The organism is Photorhabdus antumapuensis, from assembly GCF_020387775.1.
Taxonomy (GTDB): Bacteria; Pseudomonadota; Gammaproteobacteria; order Enterobacterales; family Enterobacteriaceae; genus Photorhabdus; species Photorhabdus antumapuensis.
The window spans coordinates 90,173-107,609 of sequence record NZ_JAHZMK010000021.1; the positions used below are offsets into that span (position 1 = coordinate 90,173).

16 protein-coding genes are annotated in these 17,437 nt (G+C 44.2%); 6 read left to right on the top strand and 10 right to left on the bottom strand.

The window, feature by feature from the left end; all coding sequences use genetic code 11:
* The first annotated feature begins 21 nt into the window (after positions 1-21).
* Entirely contained in the window at positions 22-600 is a 579-nt protein-coding gene (locus tag KZ793_RS08545) for a KilA-N domain-containing protein (protein WP_225814964.1), read from the top strand.
* Positions 601-1,421: 821 nt separating this feature from the next.
* Here KZ793_RS08545 and KZ793_RS08550 read toward each other — a convergent pair.
* From KZ793_RS08550 to KZ793_RS08560, 3 genes are read right to left on the bottom strand one after another with little or no spacing between them, the layout of a single operon-like run.
* Positions 1,422-2,546 (bottom strand): ABC transporter permease, encoded by a 1,125-nt coding sequence (locus tag KZ793_RS08550; protein ID WP_225815068.1) that lies wholly within the window; start codon positions 2,544-2,546, stop codon positions 1,422-1,424.
* Complete coding sequence (locus KZ793_RS08555) at positions 2,546-3,691, bottom strand: ABC transporter permease (protein ID WP_225814965.1); 1,146 nt, start codon at positions 3,689-3,691, stop codon at positions 2,546-2,548. The genes KZ793_RS08550 and KZ793_RS08555 overlap by 1 nt, the downstream gene beginning before the upstream one ends.
* Positions 3,692-3,702: 11 nt before the next feature.
* The gene (locus KZ793_RS08560; RefSeq protein ID WP_225814966.1) at positions 3,703-4,674 is read right to left on the bottom strand and encodes an HlyD family secretion protein; all 972 of its coding nucleotides are present in this window, start codon (positions 4,672-4,674) and stop codon (positions 3,703-3,705) included.
* Positions 4,675-4,909: 235 nt separating this feature from the next.
* Between KZ793_RS08560 and KZ793_RS08565 the strand changes: the two genes are divergently transcribed.
* The 5 genes from KZ793_RS08565 (at position 4,910) to KZ793_RS08585 (ending at position 10,071) form a co-directional block, all read left to right on the top strand.
* Positions 4,910-6,607 (top strand): sensor histidine kinase, encoded by a 1,698-nt coding sequence (locus KZ793_RS08565; RefSeq protein WP_225814967.1) that lies wholly within the window; start codon positions 4,910-4,912, stop codon positions 6,605-6,607.
* Positions 6,608-6,609: 2 nt separating this feature from the next.
* Entirely contained in the window at positions 6,610-7,326 is a 717-nt protein-coding gene (btsR, locus tag KZ793_RS08570; RefSeq protein ID WP_225814968.1) for a two-component system response regulator BtsR, read from the top strand.
* A 170-nt stretch (positions 7,327-7,496) separates the two neighbouring features.
* Positions 7,497-9,299 carry a carbon starvation CstA family protein gene (locus KZ793_RS08575; protein WP_225814969.1) on the top strand — a complete coding sequence of 601 codons (1,803 nt, stop codon included), beginning with the start codon at positions 7,497-7,499 and terminating at the stop codon, positions 9,297-9,299.
* A 120-nt stretch (positions 9,300-9,419) separates the two neighbouring features.
* Positions 9,420-9,704 (top strand): AbrB/MazE/SpoVT family DNA-binding domain-containing protein, encoded by a 285-nt coding sequence (locus tag KZ793_RS08580; RefSeq protein WP_225814970.1) that lies wholly within the window; start codon positions 9,420-9,422, stop codon positions 9,702-9,704.
* Entirely contained in the window at positions 9,694-10,071 is a 378-nt protein-coding gene (locus KZ793_RS08585) for a type II toxin-antitoxin system PemK/MazF family toxin (protein ID WP_225814971.1), read from the top strand. The genes KZ793_RS08580 and KZ793_RS08585 overlap by 11 nt, the downstream gene beginning before the upstream one ends.
* Positions 10,072-10,155: 84 nt before the next feature.
* Here the strand turns inward: KZ793_RS08585 and KZ793_RS08590 are convergent, their stop codons facing one another.
* The 7 genes from KZ793_RS08590 to rbfA all read right to left on the bottom strand — a co-directional run bounded on the left by KZ793_RS08590 (position 10,156) and on the right by rbfA (position 17,394).
* A complete protein-coding gene (locus KZ793_RS08590; protein WP_225814972.1) occupies positions 10,156-12,090 on the bottom strand; it encodes a DEAD/DEAH family ATP-dependent RNA helicase in 1,935 nt (644 codons plus the stop codon).
* The gene (gene yrbN / locus KZ793_RS22850) at positions 12,080-12,160 is read right to left on the bottom strand and encodes a protein YrbN (protein WP_110742800.1); all 81 of its coding nucleotides are present in this window, start codon (positions 12,158-12,160) and stop codon (positions 12,080-12,082) included. Before yrbN ends, KZ793_RS08590 begins: the two co-directional genes overlap by 11 nt.
* A 101-nt stretch (positions 12,161-12,261) precedes the next feature.
* A complete protein-coding gene (gene nlpI / locus KZ793_RS08600) occupies positions 12,262-13,146 on the bottom strand; it encodes a lipoprotein NlpI (RefSeq protein WP_021323312.1) in 885 nt (294 codons plus the stop codon).
* 122 nt (positions 13,147-13,268) lie between these two features.
* Positions 13,269-15,398, bottom strand: coding sequence for a polyribonucleotide nucleotidyltransferase (gene pnp, locus KZ793_RS08605; RefSeq protein WP_225814973.1), 2,130 nt, complete (start codon positions 15,396-15,398; stop codon positions 13,269-13,271).
* 246 nt (positions 15,399-15,644) lie between these two features.
* Positions 15,645-15,914, bottom strand: a complete 270-nt coding sequence (gene rpsO, locus KZ793_RS08610; RefSeq protein ID WP_015836102.1) for a 30S ribosomal protein S15 — start codon at positions 15,912-15,914, stop codon at positions 15,645-15,647.
* Between the two features lie 122 nt (positions 15,915-16,036).
* Positions 16,037-16,984, bottom strand: coding sequence for a tRNA pseudouridine(55) synthase TruB (truB, locus tag KZ793_RS08615; RefSeq protein WP_225814974.1), 948 nt, complete (start codon positions 16,982-16,984; stop codon positions 16,037-16,039).
* Entirely contained in the window at positions 16,984-17,394 is a 411-nt protein-coding gene (rbfA, locus tag KZ793_RS08620) for a 30S ribosome-binding factor RbfA (RefSeq protein ID WP_118984596.1), read from the bottom strand. Before rbfA ends, truB begins: the two co-directional genes overlap by 1 nt.
* Positions 17,395-17,437: the final 43 nt, after the last annotated feature.

Below are 17,437 nucleotides of genomic sequence, written 5' to 3' on the forward strand. Positions count from 1 at the left end.
AAAAAGATGAAAAAAAGGCTCATGGCACAGAAAATAGATGTTCGGGGTGTAACGGTGTCCGTATTCTCCGACAAACAGGATGATTACCTATCTCTATCTGACATCGCTAAATACAAAGATGGGGAACGAAGCGATTACATCTTACAAAACTGGATGAGAAATCGCAGCACCATTGAATTTATTGGTCTTTGGGAACAACTGCATAATCAGGATTTTAATTCCATCGAATTCGATGGGTTTAAAAATGAAGCTGGAGCAAACAGTTTCTCTCTCACACCAAAACGCTGGATCACAGCAACCAATGCGATCGGGATCATATCGAAAGCTGGGAGATATGGCGGAACCTATGCACATCAAGATATAGCCTTTGAATTTGCGTCCTGGATCAGCGCTGAATTTAAACTCTATCTCCTAAAAGAATTCCAGCGACTTAAACGAGAAGAAAGTGAACAGAAGGGTCTGGAATGGAATGTCTCTCGCACCTTGGCTAAGGTTAACTACCGTATACATACAGAATCAATAAAAGTAAACATTATTCCAACCCTGGAATTCAACCCCAAAGCCAAAAACTTCGTTTACGCCAATGAAGCCGATATATAGCAGTTAAGAAAAGCCGTTTTTTACCTACCAACGTGGTTTTAAAATCCAGAAAGAAAAGTAAGCGTATTATGAAAAAACAGGTGAAAACTTTAATTAATAAAGATAAAAACAAGTGATTAAATATTTTTAAAATAGATGAAAAATTCGATGCTATCCTTAGTTTATTTTTACATTTATCTAACCTACCATGAATATTTAAAAACGCGAATAAAGAGATATTAAAACTTTTATATACAAGGCAAATCTAACTCAATAAATACACTTTTTAGAGAGGCAGTTAATTGCATTTAATCGAAGTCCATTAACCATTAATAGAGAATTAAAAACAAATCATCACGCAAAAAAATATTATCTGAACAGGATCATACTCAGATGCTTTATCTCTATTATTTTACGAATAAAGCTATAAAAATAACACAATAAAAAAGGATAACATGGTTAATCCGGCAGGATTTAAGCCTTGAACAAAGAGTTGATTATCCGAAAAAACATAAAAGGGTATCTTTACATTATCAAGTTAATTTACTGTCTGGAAACACGATATCCCATGATGATTAAACTTACAAAAAACAGACATTAAAAGTGGTAAAAAAAACTGTTAAAAGAGACTGTAATTTAAATAGGTTAATCAGGCAATATATTTTCCAAAAGGAACAGGATTTAATAACGTTTTCAACCGGGAATAAACTTTTTCATAAACCAATTAAATCATCGAAAATAAAAATTTCCATAAAAAACCATGATACCTTAAATATACCAATTTAAACTTGCTTTACCCTGTTTTAACCCGTCCAGTCGCATTGCCTTTTCTACGGTTTGATTTAACGCGACAGATTAGTCCCCATCCGATGACGCACCCTCCCGATCAGAATCCCCAGCAGCGTATAAACCACGCCAAGGATCAGCATCATGGCGATATCTCCCAGTACATTCTGTAACGGCAGCCCCATCTGGTTAACACCTGCAATCGCTTTTGTCGCCCAAGTGGATGGTAAGGCGGAAGAGATTGCCCTCACCCAATCAGGCATCGCCTGTACCGGCCAGATTGTGCCGGAAATGTAGAACACAGGCGTTGTGCTAAGGGCGAGCGTCAGATAGATCATTTCCACACTACGCATGCATTCTGTCACCAGCTTCCCCAATCCAAACACCGACAACATAAACAGGAAAGTCAGCATTAATAACAGCGGAATAGACGCTTCCTGACGGTATCCCAATACCCACGGCCAAAGCACGAAAAATATGATAGAGAGGAAAAGCCAGATTGGTAATAACGCCGACAATGCACCTAAATAGACGGGTAATGGTGGTTTACCTTTCGGTGTACTGCGCATCGAAATACTGACCCGCACACAAGATATTAGCAAAGAGTGTTGCAACAACATCACCAACAAACCAGGAAAGGTAATTGCAGCAAAGCTAACTCCTGGGTTGAACAACCCAACAGTTTCACTACGAATTGGCATCAGTAGTAGCTTTACCTGTTCAGGACTGAAACCATATTTCAGGAGTAATTTGCTGTTATATTCACTCAGCAATTGCCGGTGGGCAGAGGTCAACTCTTGCTGAATTTGCCCATTGGCAAGACGACTCGTTGCATCTCCATAAATCGGGAAGGTGATATTTTTTCCATTAAGGATATTTTTCTCCAGATCCGCCGGTATGATGATGATCGCAAAAATTTCACGTAATAGCAGATCGTGACGGGCATCAGCCAGATTGTCATAGCTGTGGACCGCAATTTTAGCCGTGGAATTAAGCTGACGCATTAAAGCACGACTGGCGAAGCTGTGATCCTGATCGATCACGGCAACGGGCAGATCCCATACTGTTGGCCGGACATACACCAAACTCATCAGACACAGGGAAGCCAGCATCAACATCCACATGGGTTTTTCCAGCATACCCATTAATACCCGGCGAAAAGTCTGCCAATACATCTGCATCATTCACCACCTTGTGGCAGACTAAGCCGTTTCAATAACCGGTTACGCACCAGCAGGGAGCAAACGACCGGATAGATCAGTAACGAAGCACAAACAGATAAAATACCCAGTAAAGAAACCTCACGCAGAAAAATATCAAACATCGCATTCAAGGCATGGGTCAAAGGCTCAAGATTGGCAATTATTCGCGCCGGCAATATCATTGATAATTCGGGTACTGACATACCTGAAAAGGTCATCGCAATACTCACCAGCACCCCGATAAGGCTATACGCTGTCAGTGCGCTATTGGTGAAAGTAAATAACAACAGGCCAATACTTTGAGCGGCAATCACATAGAAGAAACCGACTACCACCATATATATTGGATTACCATTCACTTTTGCATCAAATACCCCAATCAGCGCCGCCAACTCCACAATCAACAACAGAGTAAAAAACAGGGTATAAGGCATCAATTTTCCCAACAGGGCGAAGGTAAACGGTTTCATTGTCATCAGCGTACTGCTGCGGGACATACTGTAAATCGTGCAAGTCACAACAAAAAGCTGTAACAAATGGATAGTGGCCGCAAACTGCTGATAATAAATGTAACTACCACTAGCATTGAAAAGACTGTCATAAGCGAGTGTGACATTGGCTAACGGAGGTAACTGGTGCCCCATCTCAGTTGCCAATATGGAACGGTATTTCGCATTGATTTCCGCCATTACTCCACTGAAATCCTGAATAGAATAACTTCCGGCACCATAAAATAATGCGTTGTAATACATACGAACGGTTGGCTGGTACCCCCGGAGAGCATCAGCCTCAAAATCATTCGGGATATAAAGCAGAGAGTAATCCTTAGCATCGCCAAGCCGTTCAAGAGATTCATGCAATCCGCCATCGTAGGATTTAATCTGCGCATGAGAAGCGCCATCCAGATTACGGATCAGACTACGTGACAACGGGCTATGATCATTATCCACTACTGATACCGGCAGATTGAGCAACGTCCCTTCTGAAAAGTTAGCGCTGATTAGCACAAACAGCATCAAAGGGAACAACCAACTTAGCCAGTGAAAAACTGGACTACGGATCGTAGCCCGAATCTCTTGACTAAAAGCGCGTTCGAACCCACGCCATGCAACCTTGCCCCTCATCAGCAAGTCACCTATTTATCCCAACGCCACAAGGCGCTCATACCAGGACGTAAACCTTCAATAGTCTGTAAGGGATACAAGCGCACTTCAAAGGTTCTCAGGTCAAAATCACCGGTCGCACGCGTCGCGCGTTTGGTTGCGTAATCTCCCATCGGGGCGATATAACGTATTTCTGCTTCGATCTCTTTATCACCCAGCGCAGGAACACGGAGTTTGACTTTATCCCCTTTGCGCACTTTCACCAGAATGTCTTCCCGCAAGTTATAAATAAAATAGGCTTCCGGTACGCGAACTAATGTCACCAGCGGGCTGTTAGCATTAAATAGTTCACCAACCTCTGCCGGAATCGGCCCAACTTCCCCCGCGACAGGTGCTTTGACCTGCAAATCATCACTCTGGGTTTGTAACTCAATCAGTTGCTGTTCAGCCTGACGTAAAGCTGCTGCATATTTCTGGCGCAGTTCAATCCTGTCACCATGCATACCTTCATCCAATGCCGCTTTTGCGCTCTGCATTTTCTGATAGGAAACATCCCTATTTCTATGGGCATTATCTAGATCGTTCCGAGAAACATAACCTTTAGATGCTACGTTCTGAATACGATCATATTCACGTACCGCATTATCATATTCAGCCTGAGCCTGTGCTAAACCCGCTTCCAGATTCCGGATACTTTCTTCACGCGTACCATGCAAAGATTGCTCTAACTGCGCTTTAGCCTGATCACGGACAGCTTCCAATGAAGCAACTTGAGCCAGTAATTCAGGGCTTTCAAGTGTGATCAAGAGCTGACCTGTTTTGACATCATCTCCCCGCTCGACGTGGCGCTCGATCACCCGGCCTTTGGCTTTAGATGCCACAATCACTTCCGGCGCATCAACTTCACCCTGTAACAATAAATATTGGTTATGAGAACGAAATAACACAGCCATTGCTGTGAGCAGGATAACCAGTAAGATCGTAAAAAGTGTCGTTTTTTTCATTATGTCTTACACACTCAAAATTGCTCAACCTGAAACTAATAGCATATTCGTATTATTTCACGGAAAATTTCTTATATATTTGTACGTATAATCACTGACGGAAAGAATAAGTCTTTATAATAGTGTAGTGGTTTATGATTCTTGTCAAATATTAACCTACTTAAACTAAACTTTTAATAATATTATTAGCTGTTTCTGTAAACTAATAACATTCATAAATCCTCCCGGAAAGTCTATGTACGAATTTAATCTTGTGTTGTTATTACTACAACAGATGTGTGTTTATTTGGTTATCGCCTGGCTACTAAGTAAAACACCGCTATTTATTCCACTGTTACAAGTCACTGTGCGTTTACCTCATAATTTGCTGTGTTATGTCACTTTTTCCATTTTCTGTATTATGGGAACTTATTTTGGACTGCATGTAGGTGATTCCATTGCCAATACCCGCGCTATTGGTGCAGTCCTTGGCGGTCTTCTAGGTGGGCCAGGTGTCGGCGCGTTGGTGGGATTAACCGGTGGACTACACCGCTACTCCCTTGGTGGGATGACGGCTTTCAGTTGCATGATATCGACCATTATTGAAGGTTTAATCGGTGGCATTATCCACAACTATCTGACGAAACGTGGTCAAATAAACCGACTGATTAATCCCTGGACAGCCGCTATCGTCACGTTTTGTGCTGAAATAATACAGATGGGCATTTTACTTCTGCTCGCCCGTCCATACAGTGAAACATTAGCATTGGTCAAAAATATCGCAGCCCCCATGATCGTCACCAATAGTATTGGCGCAGCAATGTTTATACGCATCCTACTTGACCGGCGCGCAATATTTGAAAAATATACCAGTGCATTTTCTGCTCAGGCCCTGAAAATCGCTGTCTATACGGAGGGTATTCTGCGAAAAGGATTTAATGAAAATAACAGTATGCAAGTAGCAAAAGTTATTTATCAACAACTGGAAATCGGTGCAGTTGCTATTACAGACAGAGAAAAACTCCTAGCATTTATTGGTATCGGTTCAGATCATCACCTTCCTGGAACACCTATTTCTTCAGAACAATCCCGCCGAGCAATTGAAAATAATGAAGTCGTTTATGCCGATGGCAATGAAATACCTTACCGTTGTTCAATCAATCCAACCTGCAAATTGGGTTCCACCCTGGTTATTCCGCTACAGGGAGAAAATCAGCAAGTTATCGGCGCAATCAAACTTTATGAAACCAAAAACCGTCTGTTCAGCTCAATCAATCGCCCCCTAGGGGAGGGTATTGCCAGCCTGTTATCTGCCCAAATCCTTGCAGGACAATATGAACGTAACAAACAATCACTACTTCAATCAGAGATTAAGCTGCTTCATGCGCAAGTGAATCCTCACTTTTTATTTAATGCCTTAAATACCCTGCAAGCAGTGATCCGACGGGACAGCGATCAAGCAAGTCAATTAGTACAATATCTCTCAACCTTTTTCCGTAAAAACTTGAAACGGTCAGAAGAGGTTGTCACGCTGTCTGATGAAATAGAGCATGTGAATGCTTACTTACAAATTGAGAAGGCGCGTTTCCGTGAACATCTGCAAATCAGCATTGAACTACCGGAATCTCTGCTTCACGCCAAATTACCCGCTTTTTCTCTCCAGCCAATAGTAGAAAATGCGATCAAACACGGCACATCACAGTTATTAGAAACTGGTAAGGTTACTATTCGTGCTCATCAGCAGAATCAATTGTTGATACTGGAAGTAGAAGATAATGCTGGTCTTTATAAATCGGTTTCCATGGGGGATGGACTAGGAATGAGTCTGGTAGATAAACGACTACGACTTCGCTATGGTGAAAATTATGGTGTGCAAATAGATTGCCAGCCAGAAAAATTTACCTGCGTAATTTTACGCTTACCACTCATCAAAGAGGCTAATAAAACTGTGTGAATATGAATATATTAATTGTTGATGACGAACCACTCGCACGGGAAAACCTACGTTGTTTGCTAGAAGAAGAACATGATATTCAAATTATTGGCGAATGCGCCAATGCCGTTGAAGCCATTGGTGCCATATATCATCTAAAACCCGATGTTGTATTTTTGGATATCCAAATGCCACGTCTCACCGGATTAGAAATGGTTGGTATGCTCGATCCAGAACATCGTCCCTACATTGTTTTTCTGACCGCATTTGATGAATATGCAATACAAGCGTTTGAAGAGCATGCATTTGATTATCTATTAAAACCACTGGAAAAAAATCGTCTAACCAAAACGTTACAACGATTACGGCAAGGGCATCAAAAACAAAATATTTCTACCCTCAAAGCAGAAGAGCCGCTGAAATATATCCCATGTACCGGCCACAGCCGAATCTGGCTTGTTCAACTGGATGAAATACTTTATGTCACCTCCCGCCCAAGTGGAGTGTATGTTATGTGTACCAATGGGCAGGAAGGATTTACTGAACTGACACTTCGCACACTGGAAACCCGTACGCCATTGATGAGAAATCATCGTCAATATTTGGTCAATATGACCCATCTGCGCGAAATCCTATTTGGTGCTCACGGACAGGCCGAACTGATTCTACGCAATGGTAAAACTATTCCTGTCAGCCGCCGTTATTTGAAGCCATTGAAAGAGGCTCTAGGATTGAAATAATCATGACATTCATCACACTTTCAGCAGGTTAGTGAATTTTGATTCACCGCTTACCTGCTGAATCTAACCACTTAACCCGCCATACAACCACTCATTCAGACACTTCCTGATAGCTTCCTTTAGCTGTGACAAGATAGGAGTAAAAAATTATAGCCCTCAGGAGAAGAAAAATGCAGCACGCTCTCACATTTGTTATTGCGACGTTGTGTATTCTGGTTATCTGCTACCGTTTGTACGGCGTATTCTTCGTTAAGAAAGTATTGAAAGCTGATGACAGTGAAGTGACTCCTTCGCATTTACTGGAAGACGGCAAAGATTATGTGCCCACAAAAAAATGGGTGAATTTCGGTAGCCACTTCGCGGCAATCGCAGCCGCAGGACCTCTGGTTGGCCCAGTATTAGCCGCTCAATACGGTTATCTGCCCAGTATGTTATGGCTGTTAATCGGCTGTGTCATCGGCGGTGCTGTACACGATACAGTTGTTTTATTCGCCTCAATGAAACATCGTGGTAAATCCCTATCAGAAGTTGCCAAAGCAGAACTTGGCCCAGTTGCGGGCTGGTGTACCGGCCTTGCAATGTTGTTCATCATCACGATTACCATGGCAGGTCTGTCTATGGTGGGGGTTCACGCATTAGAACGTAACCCCTGGGGAACGTTTGCAGTATTTATGACCATTCCTGTGGCCATCGGGGTCGGCCTGTGGGAACGCTTTACCGGCAATATGCGCGGAGCAACCTGGGTAGGCATTATCACTATTATGGCCTGTGTGCTCATCGGCCCTTATATCCAGGAATCTGCTTTCGGTGAATGGCTGAGTCTGCGTACATCCACTGTCAGCATGGCACTGCCAATCTATGCGTTTTTTGCAACCGCTCTGCCAGTATGGATGCTGCTGACTCCTCGTGGCTATCTCTCCAGCTTTATGAAAATTGGTGTATTCGGTGCGCTGGTTGTGGGAGTCATCTTTATTAACCCAGAAATCCAATTCCCGGCAGTGACTGAATTTATTCATGGTAATGGCCCTGTGCTGGCTGGACCGGTATGGCCGTTTATCTCTATCACTATCGCTTGTGGTGCAATTTCTGGCTTCCACGCATTTATCGGTTCTGGTACGACACCAAAACAGATCGATAAATGGAGTGACATTCTGCCAGTTGGCTTCGGCGCAATGTTGGCAGAATGCGTTGTTGGCGTAATGGCGCTGATTGCAGCCACTTCCCTGTATCCTGCCGACTATTTCGCTATTAACTCCGCCCCGGAAGTCTTCGCCACACTGGGTATGGATGTTGTCCACCTGCCAACACTCAGTCAGGAAATTGGCCTGGATCTATATGGCCGTACTGGTGGTGCAGTAACCCTGGCAGTGGGTATGGCGGATATCTTCACCCGTATTCCCTGGTTCAGCCAATTGGCATCCTATTTCTTCCAGTTCGTCGTCATGTTCGAAGCGGTGTTTATCCTGACAGCAGTTGATTCTGGTACACGTGTTGCCCGTTACCTGCTGCAAGATTTTCTGGGCGATATCTGGGCACCACTGAAACGCCTCGACTGGTTACCGGGCTCAGTCGGTTGCAGTATCGTTGCCTGTTTACTGTGGGGTTATCTGCTGAATTCCGGTGATATCAACTCAGTTTGGGCTCTATTTGGTGTATCCAATCAACTAATGGCATCTATCGGCCTAATGATTGGTGCAACAATTATCCTGCGCTTGTCTGAAAAACGCTGGTATATGTTAACCTGCCTGATCCCGCTGGCTTACCTGTACGTTACGGTGAACTACGCTGCTTACTGGATGGTGAAAAATGTCTATTTCAACTCCGCAGCAAAAGGTTTCAACATCTTCAACGGAACTATCTCCATTGTGATGGTTATCCTCGGCGTAGTGATTATGGTTTCTTCTATTATGCAATGGCTGAAACTATGGCGTGCACGCAGTGCAAACAATCCGGTTGAAGTACTGAGTAACTGATCTCTTTCTGCATATTAAAAGCTGCCTTTTGTATAGAGCAGCTTTTACTGTTATAGACATGAATGAACATTTAATTTGTGCTATAATGTGCTACATAATGCGTATTTTTAAGGAACGGTTATGGCTACATTATTGACTCGATTGAGAAAGCAAGGCGGAGCTGTTGTATTAACTATTCCCAGCGATATAGCTCAATCATTGGGTTGGCACCCCGGTACAGAAATAGAGCTAAATAAACAAGGGGAATGCCTCAGTATAATATCTGCTAAAAGACAACGGAGAGGGAGAAAAACCCTATCCCAGCTTCTTACAGAAATCGATCCTCAGGAAATAAAAGTACTAAATCAATCAGTAGCATTCTGGAACGAAACTCCGGCAGTTGGTAAGGAATACAATGATGATTAAAAGGAAAAAATTCCCAGGACGCGGAGAAATCTGGTTTGTAGATCATAATCCAGTGACTGGCCAGGAATTAAAAGGAAAGGATTACTTCATTGTTATCACTGAAACTATACTAAATAAAGCTTTAGGAACTGCAATTTGTTGTCCAATAACAACAGGTGAGAACAAGCCACGCTCATCAGGTACAACAGTTGTGGTTGATGGCCGTAGTACACTTTCTGGAGAAATTACAGGCGTCGTATTATGTCACCAAATCAGAGCACTGGATTTAGAAGGAAGTAAAGCTACATATGCTACAGATGCAGAGGCTGAATTGCTCGATGAAATCATTGGCAAAGTAATTGATTTAATTGATCCCCAAGAAAACTGAATCATACCGCAATTGAAGCAATGAACTGACAACAAAAACGGCTCCTATAAAAAGGAGCCATTTTATCATTCAAATATCAGTTAATTACTGCGCGTTACTGTTGTTATAACGACGGCGTGGAGCAGATGAACCATTCTCATCGCTACGACCACGGAAATTGCTACGGTTTTGGCCTTCACCGCGACTTTCACCACCACGACCTTCTCCACTACGGCGTTCACCGCTGAAACGACGGCCACCACCGTTGAAATTCTCACGATCACGGCGAGGAGCATTGCCATTACTATTACCGTTACGTGGGCCACCACGGCGTTCACGACGTTCAAATGGTTGCGCATCCCCCATTAACTGCATATTCATTGGTTTATTCAGAATACGAGTACGGGTAAAGTGAGACAACAAGTCGCCTGGCATACCTTTTGGCAGCTCAATTGTAGAATGAGTTGCAAACAGTTTAATGTTACCAATATAACGGCTGCTGATATCGCCTTCGTTAGCAATCGCACCAACGATATGACGAACTTCAACACCATCGTCACGACCCACTTCAATCCGGTACAGCTCCATGTCACCAACATCACGGCGCTCACGGCGAGGACGATCACCACGTTGTTCACCCCGCTCACCACGATCATCGGAACCATTGCGACGACGATCATCACGCTCGTTGAACTCGCGACGAGGACGGCGAACCGGATCTGGTGGCAGAATCAACGGACGCTCACCTTGTGCCATTTTCAACAACGCCGCTGCCAGTGTTTCTATATCCAGATCTTCCGCAGGTTGCAATTTGGACAACAGAGCACGGTACTGCTCCAAATCGCTGCTTTCCAATTGTTGTTGCACATTGGCTGCGAATTTTTCCAGACGGCGCTGACTCAGCAACTCGGCATTCGGCAGTTCAACTTCAGGGATAGTCAACTTCATTGTACGTTCAACGTTACGCAGCAGGCGGCGTTCACGGTTTTCTACAAACAGTAATGCACGTCCCGCACGTCCCGCACGACCTGTACGACCAATACGGTGAACATAAGATTCCGCATCCATTGGAATATCATAGTTAACAACCAAACTGATACGCTCAACATCCAGACCACGCGCTGCAACATCCGTTGCGATCAGAATATCCAAACGACCATCTTTCAGACGTTCCAGTGTCTGCTCACGCAGTGCCTGATTCATATCACCGTTCAGGGCCGCACTATTGTAGCCACTACGCTCCAGTGCTTCTGCCACTTCCAGCGTTGCATTTTTAGTACGCACGAAAATAATCGCAGCATCAAAATCTTCAGCTTCCAGGAAACGCACCAACGCTTCATTTTTACGCATACCGTAAACAGACCAGTAACTCTGGCTGATGTCAGGACGGGTAGTTACACTCGCCTGGATACGCACTTCTTGCGGATCGTTCATAAAACGGCGAGTAATGCGACGGATAGCTTCTGGCATCGTTGCAGAGAACAGCGCAGTCTGATGTTCAGCAGGGATCTGGCTCATGATGTTTTCAACATCTTCGATAAAGCCCATACGCAGCATTTCGTCTGCTTCATCCAAAACTAAACCGCTCAGGTTAGACAGATCCAACGTACCACGCTTCAGATGGTCCAGAAGACGTCCTGGTGTACCCACAACAATTTGTGGCCCTTGACGTAAAGCACGTAACTGAACGTCATAACGTTGCCCACCATACAGTGCAACAACATTCACATTACGCATATGTTTAGAAAAATCCGCGCACGCTTCGGCTACCTGTACCGCCAGTTCACGGGTCGGTGCCAACACAAGGATCTGCGGAGCTTTCAGCTCAGCATTGATGTTATGCAATAAAGGCAGGCTGAATGCCGCCGTTTTACCACTGCCGGTCTGTGCCATACCCAGCACATCACGACCATTTAATAAATGGGGGATACATTGTTGCTGGATTGGAGATGGCTTTTCATAGCCAAGATCTTCCAGTGCAGAAAGAATAGGTGCTGATAAACCCAGATCAGCAAAGGAGATTTCAGTTTCAGTGGTCATGTAATGGTGCCTCATTAGTTATGGCGGCCAGTCTACATAACGCATTGAAAAAAATTTCGGTCATTTTCATTTAAAATGTGAACTGGCTCAAAGTATGTAATTAAACGAACAAACAAGCCCTCATCGGTCAAGATGATGGACTTTGCAAATCGATCTCGAAATGTTCGTCAGCTATTGCTGGTCCGATTCTGATAGGTCGTCTTGTTCCTGGCCTAACAGCGCCAATTCCAACAATGCATAGCGGTGCTCAACAAAGTTATGTGCATTGTTAGCCACCGTCAGCTTGAATAACGCAGAAGCGCTATCCTTGTCCCCCAGACTTAGGTAATGTTTACCTAAATAGAAGTCAGTTTCACTGAGATGCTCAGCGAGCGAAGTGTTATCCGTTGCATTCTCTTTCAGGCGATCCATCAATGTATATTCACTGATTTTGCCTAAATAGAATTCAACTATATTCCAGCCCCATTGCCCCCGGTTCGCTCTTTCGTAATGTTGCGACAAGTTTACCATCGCTCCTTTAGGATAAAATTCTTTTTCCACCAGGTATAACCACAACGAACGGAAGGGATCATTTGGATCGTCTTGATAAAACGCCTGCAGATCATCCTGCGCTAACTTATACCGGCCACCGTAATACAACGCGATGCCACGGTTCAGACGCGCGTAATTGTAAGTTGGATCAAGCTCTAATACAGAATCAAACGCTTCATAGGCGGCATCAAAATTGCCAGCCTGCGTAAAGTAAATTCCCAGATAATTAAAAATCTCTGGAATATTAGGCCGAATAGACAAGGCAATAGAAAAATCATTCCGTGCCAAGGCTCTCAGCCCGAGACTATCATACAGCACACCCCTCTCATATAAAAGCTGTGCGTACTCATCTTCTGTCAATGATCGACTCGCAAGAATCTGTTCCATACGGGCCAGAATAACTTCCTGCTGCAATGAAGGTTGTAATGGAATAGCAAAAACTTCGTTTTTACGCCAATCCTTGCTGCTGCATCCTGCCAAAATAAGTATTGCTACAGCATAACACCAGCGCAGAAAAAAATTCATTTCCTACTCCCAAAGTCAGACATTGATTAAGAATGCCCTATCACCTATTGCATTTATTGGGCCTCCTGCCCTGAGTCTGTTAAACGGCGCTTTTTTACAAGACACCGTTTATGACATCAAATTTATTCTGCTGATTGTGGTGCTGGTGATGCTTCCTCAACAGCTGTGCCGGCTGTCGCTTCTTTGATGCTCAGGCGAACACGACCCTGGCGATCAATTTCCAGTACTTTAACTGGTACTTCCTGACCAACCTGCAAATAGTCAGCCACTTTCTCAACGCGCTTATCAGCAATCTGCGAAATATGTACCAGACCTTCTTTACCACCACCGATAGCCACAAATGCGCCGAAATCAACGATACGGGTTACCTTACCGGCGTAAATACGGCCAACTTCGATCTCGGCGGTAATTTCTTCAATACGTCTGATTGCATGTTTTGCTTTTTCGCCATCAGTTGCAGCAATTTTCACCGTGCCATCATCTTCGATCTCAATGGTAGTGCCGGTCTCTTCAGTCAGTGCACGGATAACCGAACCACCTTTACCGATAACATCTTTGATCTTGTCCGGGTTGATCTTGATAGTATGAATGCGTGGTGCAAATTGAGAAATATCATCACGTGGAGTGGTAATTGCCTGCTCCATCACGCTCAGAATATGCAAACGTGCACCTTTTGCCTGATTCAACGCAACTTGCATAATTTCACGGGTGATACCTTCAATTTTGATATCCATTTGCAGCGCACTGATACCTTCACAGCTACCCGCTACTTTAAAGTCCATGTCACCCAGATGATCTTCGTCACCCAGAATATCAGACAGAACAACAAAGTTATCACCTTGTTTCACCAAGCCCATTGCAATACCAGCAACAGCAGCTTTAATCGGCACACCTGCATCCATCAACGCAAGAGATGCACCACAAACAGATGCCATTGAAGATGAACCGTTAGATTCTGTAATTTCAGAAACTACACGAACTGTGTATGGGAACTCGTTAGCTTTTGGCATGACTGCCAATACACCACGTTTAGCCAAACGGCCATGACCAATTTCACGACGCTTTGGTGAACCCATCATACCTGTTTCGCCAACAGAATATGGAGGGAAATTATAGTGCAGCAAGAAGCGATCTGTACGTTCGCCCATCAGTTCATCAATGATCTGTGCATCACGTTCTGTACCCAAAGTCGCAGTAACCAGAGCCTGAGTTTCACCGCGGGTAAACAATGCGGAACCGTGAGTACGGGGCAGAACACCAGTACGTACGTCCAACGCACGAACCATATCTTTTTCGCGGCCATCAATACGTGGTTCACCGCGCAGTACACGGCTACGAACAACATTTTTCTCTAAGCTGCCCAGAATTTCATGGATTTCCGCTTCTTCCAAAGTTTCATCCTGTTCCAACAGCGCAGCTGTAACTTCATCTTTGATAGCATCAACCTGAGCATAACGCTCCTGTTTCTCAATGATACGGTAAGCATCACCCAAACGGCTTTCTGCCAATTCAGCTACACGATCATGCAACGCCTGGTTAACAGGTTCTGGCACCCAATCCCATTTCTCTTTGCCTGCTTCCGCAGCCAACGCATTAATGTTATCAATAACCACTTGTTGTTGATCATGGCCGAACACTACCGCACCCAGCATTTGCTCTTCAGTCAGCAGATCTGCTTCAGATTCCACCATCAAAACAGCACCGGCAGTACCTGAAACCACCAGATCCAAACTGCTGTTTTTCAGTTCATCACTGGTTGGGTTCAGCACGTATTGATCATTAATATAACCAACGCGGGCAGCGCCAATCGGGCCATTAAATGGAATACCAGACAATGCCAGCACAGCAGAAGCGCCAATCATTGCAACGATATCCGGGTTAATTTGTGGATTGACAGAAACCACAGTCGCTACAATCTGAACTTCGTTTAGGAAACCTTCCGGAAACAGAGGACGCAGAGGGCGATCAATCAAACGTGCTACCAACGTTTCGCCTTCTCCTGGGCGGCCTTCACGACGGAAGAAGCTGCCTGGGATACGGCCTGCGGCGTAAGTACGCTCCTGATAGTTAACAGTCAGCGGGAAGAAATCCTGACCAGCTTTTACTTTTTTCTGACCAACAACAGTTACGAATACAGCAGTGTCATCCATATTGACCATGACAGCAGCCGTGGCCTGACGAGCCATCATACCCGTTTCGATAGTAACAGTATGTTGACCATATTGAAATTTACGAACAATCGGATTCAGCAAAATAATATCCTTTCGTTAACGTTGTCTTTTATATTCAGCAGACAACAATGAATGATCTCTTCATGCCACATCCTCGCGACTAATGACAGCTCTCACTCCTTTAAGCACTCTCATTAGCCGCGCGAACCTCTGTAACCGAAGAGCCTTACCCAAAAATCATCATCAGCATTCTTATGCTGTTACGTATGATGACTTCTCAGAAGAAAAGGGGCCATATATGGCCCCTTTCCACTGAAACTTGCTTGATTAGCGACGTAAGCCAAGACGCCCAATCAGCGCGGTGTAACTTGTTACATTTTTACGCTTCAGATAGTCCAGCAATTTACGACGCTGAGAAACCATGCGCAGCAGACCACGACGGCTATGGTGATCTTTTTTGTGCTCTGAAAAATGGCCTTGCAGGTGGTTAATCTGCGCAGTCAGCAAAGCAATCTGCACTTCACTAGAACCACTGTCATTCGCATCACGACCAAATTCAGCAATAATTTGCGCTTTTGCTTCAGTACTTAGAGACATATTACAACTCCAAAAATACATAAATTAAAATTACGGGTGCCGATCTCTAATTCAGCCACCCAACATATAGCTGCGCCATTCTACGCTGCAAATAAGTTAAGCGCAAGATAGCCCCAAATACCCTAATCCCGGCTTTCAACAACCAAACGGCGAGGAGCAACAAGCCCATCATCATTGATAACAGCAATGCCAATGAATTTCCGGTCATCACCTTCAGTTACACGTACCATACTTTCAACTAGAGCTGGGGATTTAGCACTGCGCACCGCCTGGCCTTGTTTAAAATAAGCCGCAACTACTGGAATCAAATTAACCTCTGGGAAATGAGCAATTGCGCTATCCATTGGTAATAGTAATGAATCAATTAATTCGCCCACAGGTATTTCCTGAGCTTTGGCCTGCTTTTGCAATTCATATAATTGCTCAAATGTCACCATGCGATCATTTGGATAATTCGCTACCTGTAAACGTCTTAAATAAATAACATGAGCACCACAGCCTAATAATTCACCTAAGTCATCAATAATAGTGCGAATATAAGTTCCTTTCGAACAGTATATTTCCAATTCCAGTTCATCATCTTCCCAACGGATAAACTGTAATTCATAGACTGTAATTGGTCGTGCTTCGCGTTCTACCTCAATCCCCTGACGAGCATACTCATACAATGGCTTTCCCTGATATTTCAGTGCAGAATACATGGAAGGAATTTGCATGGTATCACCACGGAATTTATCCAAAGCTTCATTAAGCTGAGCCTGATTTATCCGGATTGCTCTTTCACTGATGATCTGCCCATGTGAATCAGATGTGTCAGTTCGCTGACCAAGACGGGCTATCACCCGATAACGCTTGTCAGAATCCAGTAAGAACTGGGAAAACTTCGTCGCTTCACCCAAGCAAACCGGTAGCATACCCGTTGCCAGTGGATCCAACGCACCAGTGTGACCAGCTTTGTTGGCGTTGAAAATACGTTTTACTTTTTGCAACGCATCATTAGAAGAAATATCCTGCGGCTTATCCAGTAACAACACGCCATGTATATCACGACCGCGACGACGACGCCCCATTACTTCTCCTCTTTGTGATCCACAGAAACCCGGCGCTGTTCATCATTCTTCACGACATTAGTGACCAGATTGGACATCCGCATCCCCTCTACCAGGGAATTATCATAGGAGAAAGTCAGTTCTGGTACGACACGCAAACGCATTGCTTTACCCAGCAGAGAACGAATAAAACCAGAAGCTTCATTCAATGCCTTAATACCTTTTTTCACCACATCGGAATCATGTTCTTCAGTCAACACATTCAGAAAGGTAACAAATACTTTGGCGTAAGCCAAATCACGGGAAACTTCAACACCAGAAACAGTTGCCATACCAATCCGAGGATCTTTTACTTCTCTCTGTAAAATGATGGCAATCTCTTTTTGCATTTCCTGTGCAACGCGCTGAGTACGGCTGAATTCTCTTGCCATTGCTATATCTCCTGACATTTGGGGGGCATAAGCCCCCCAACAA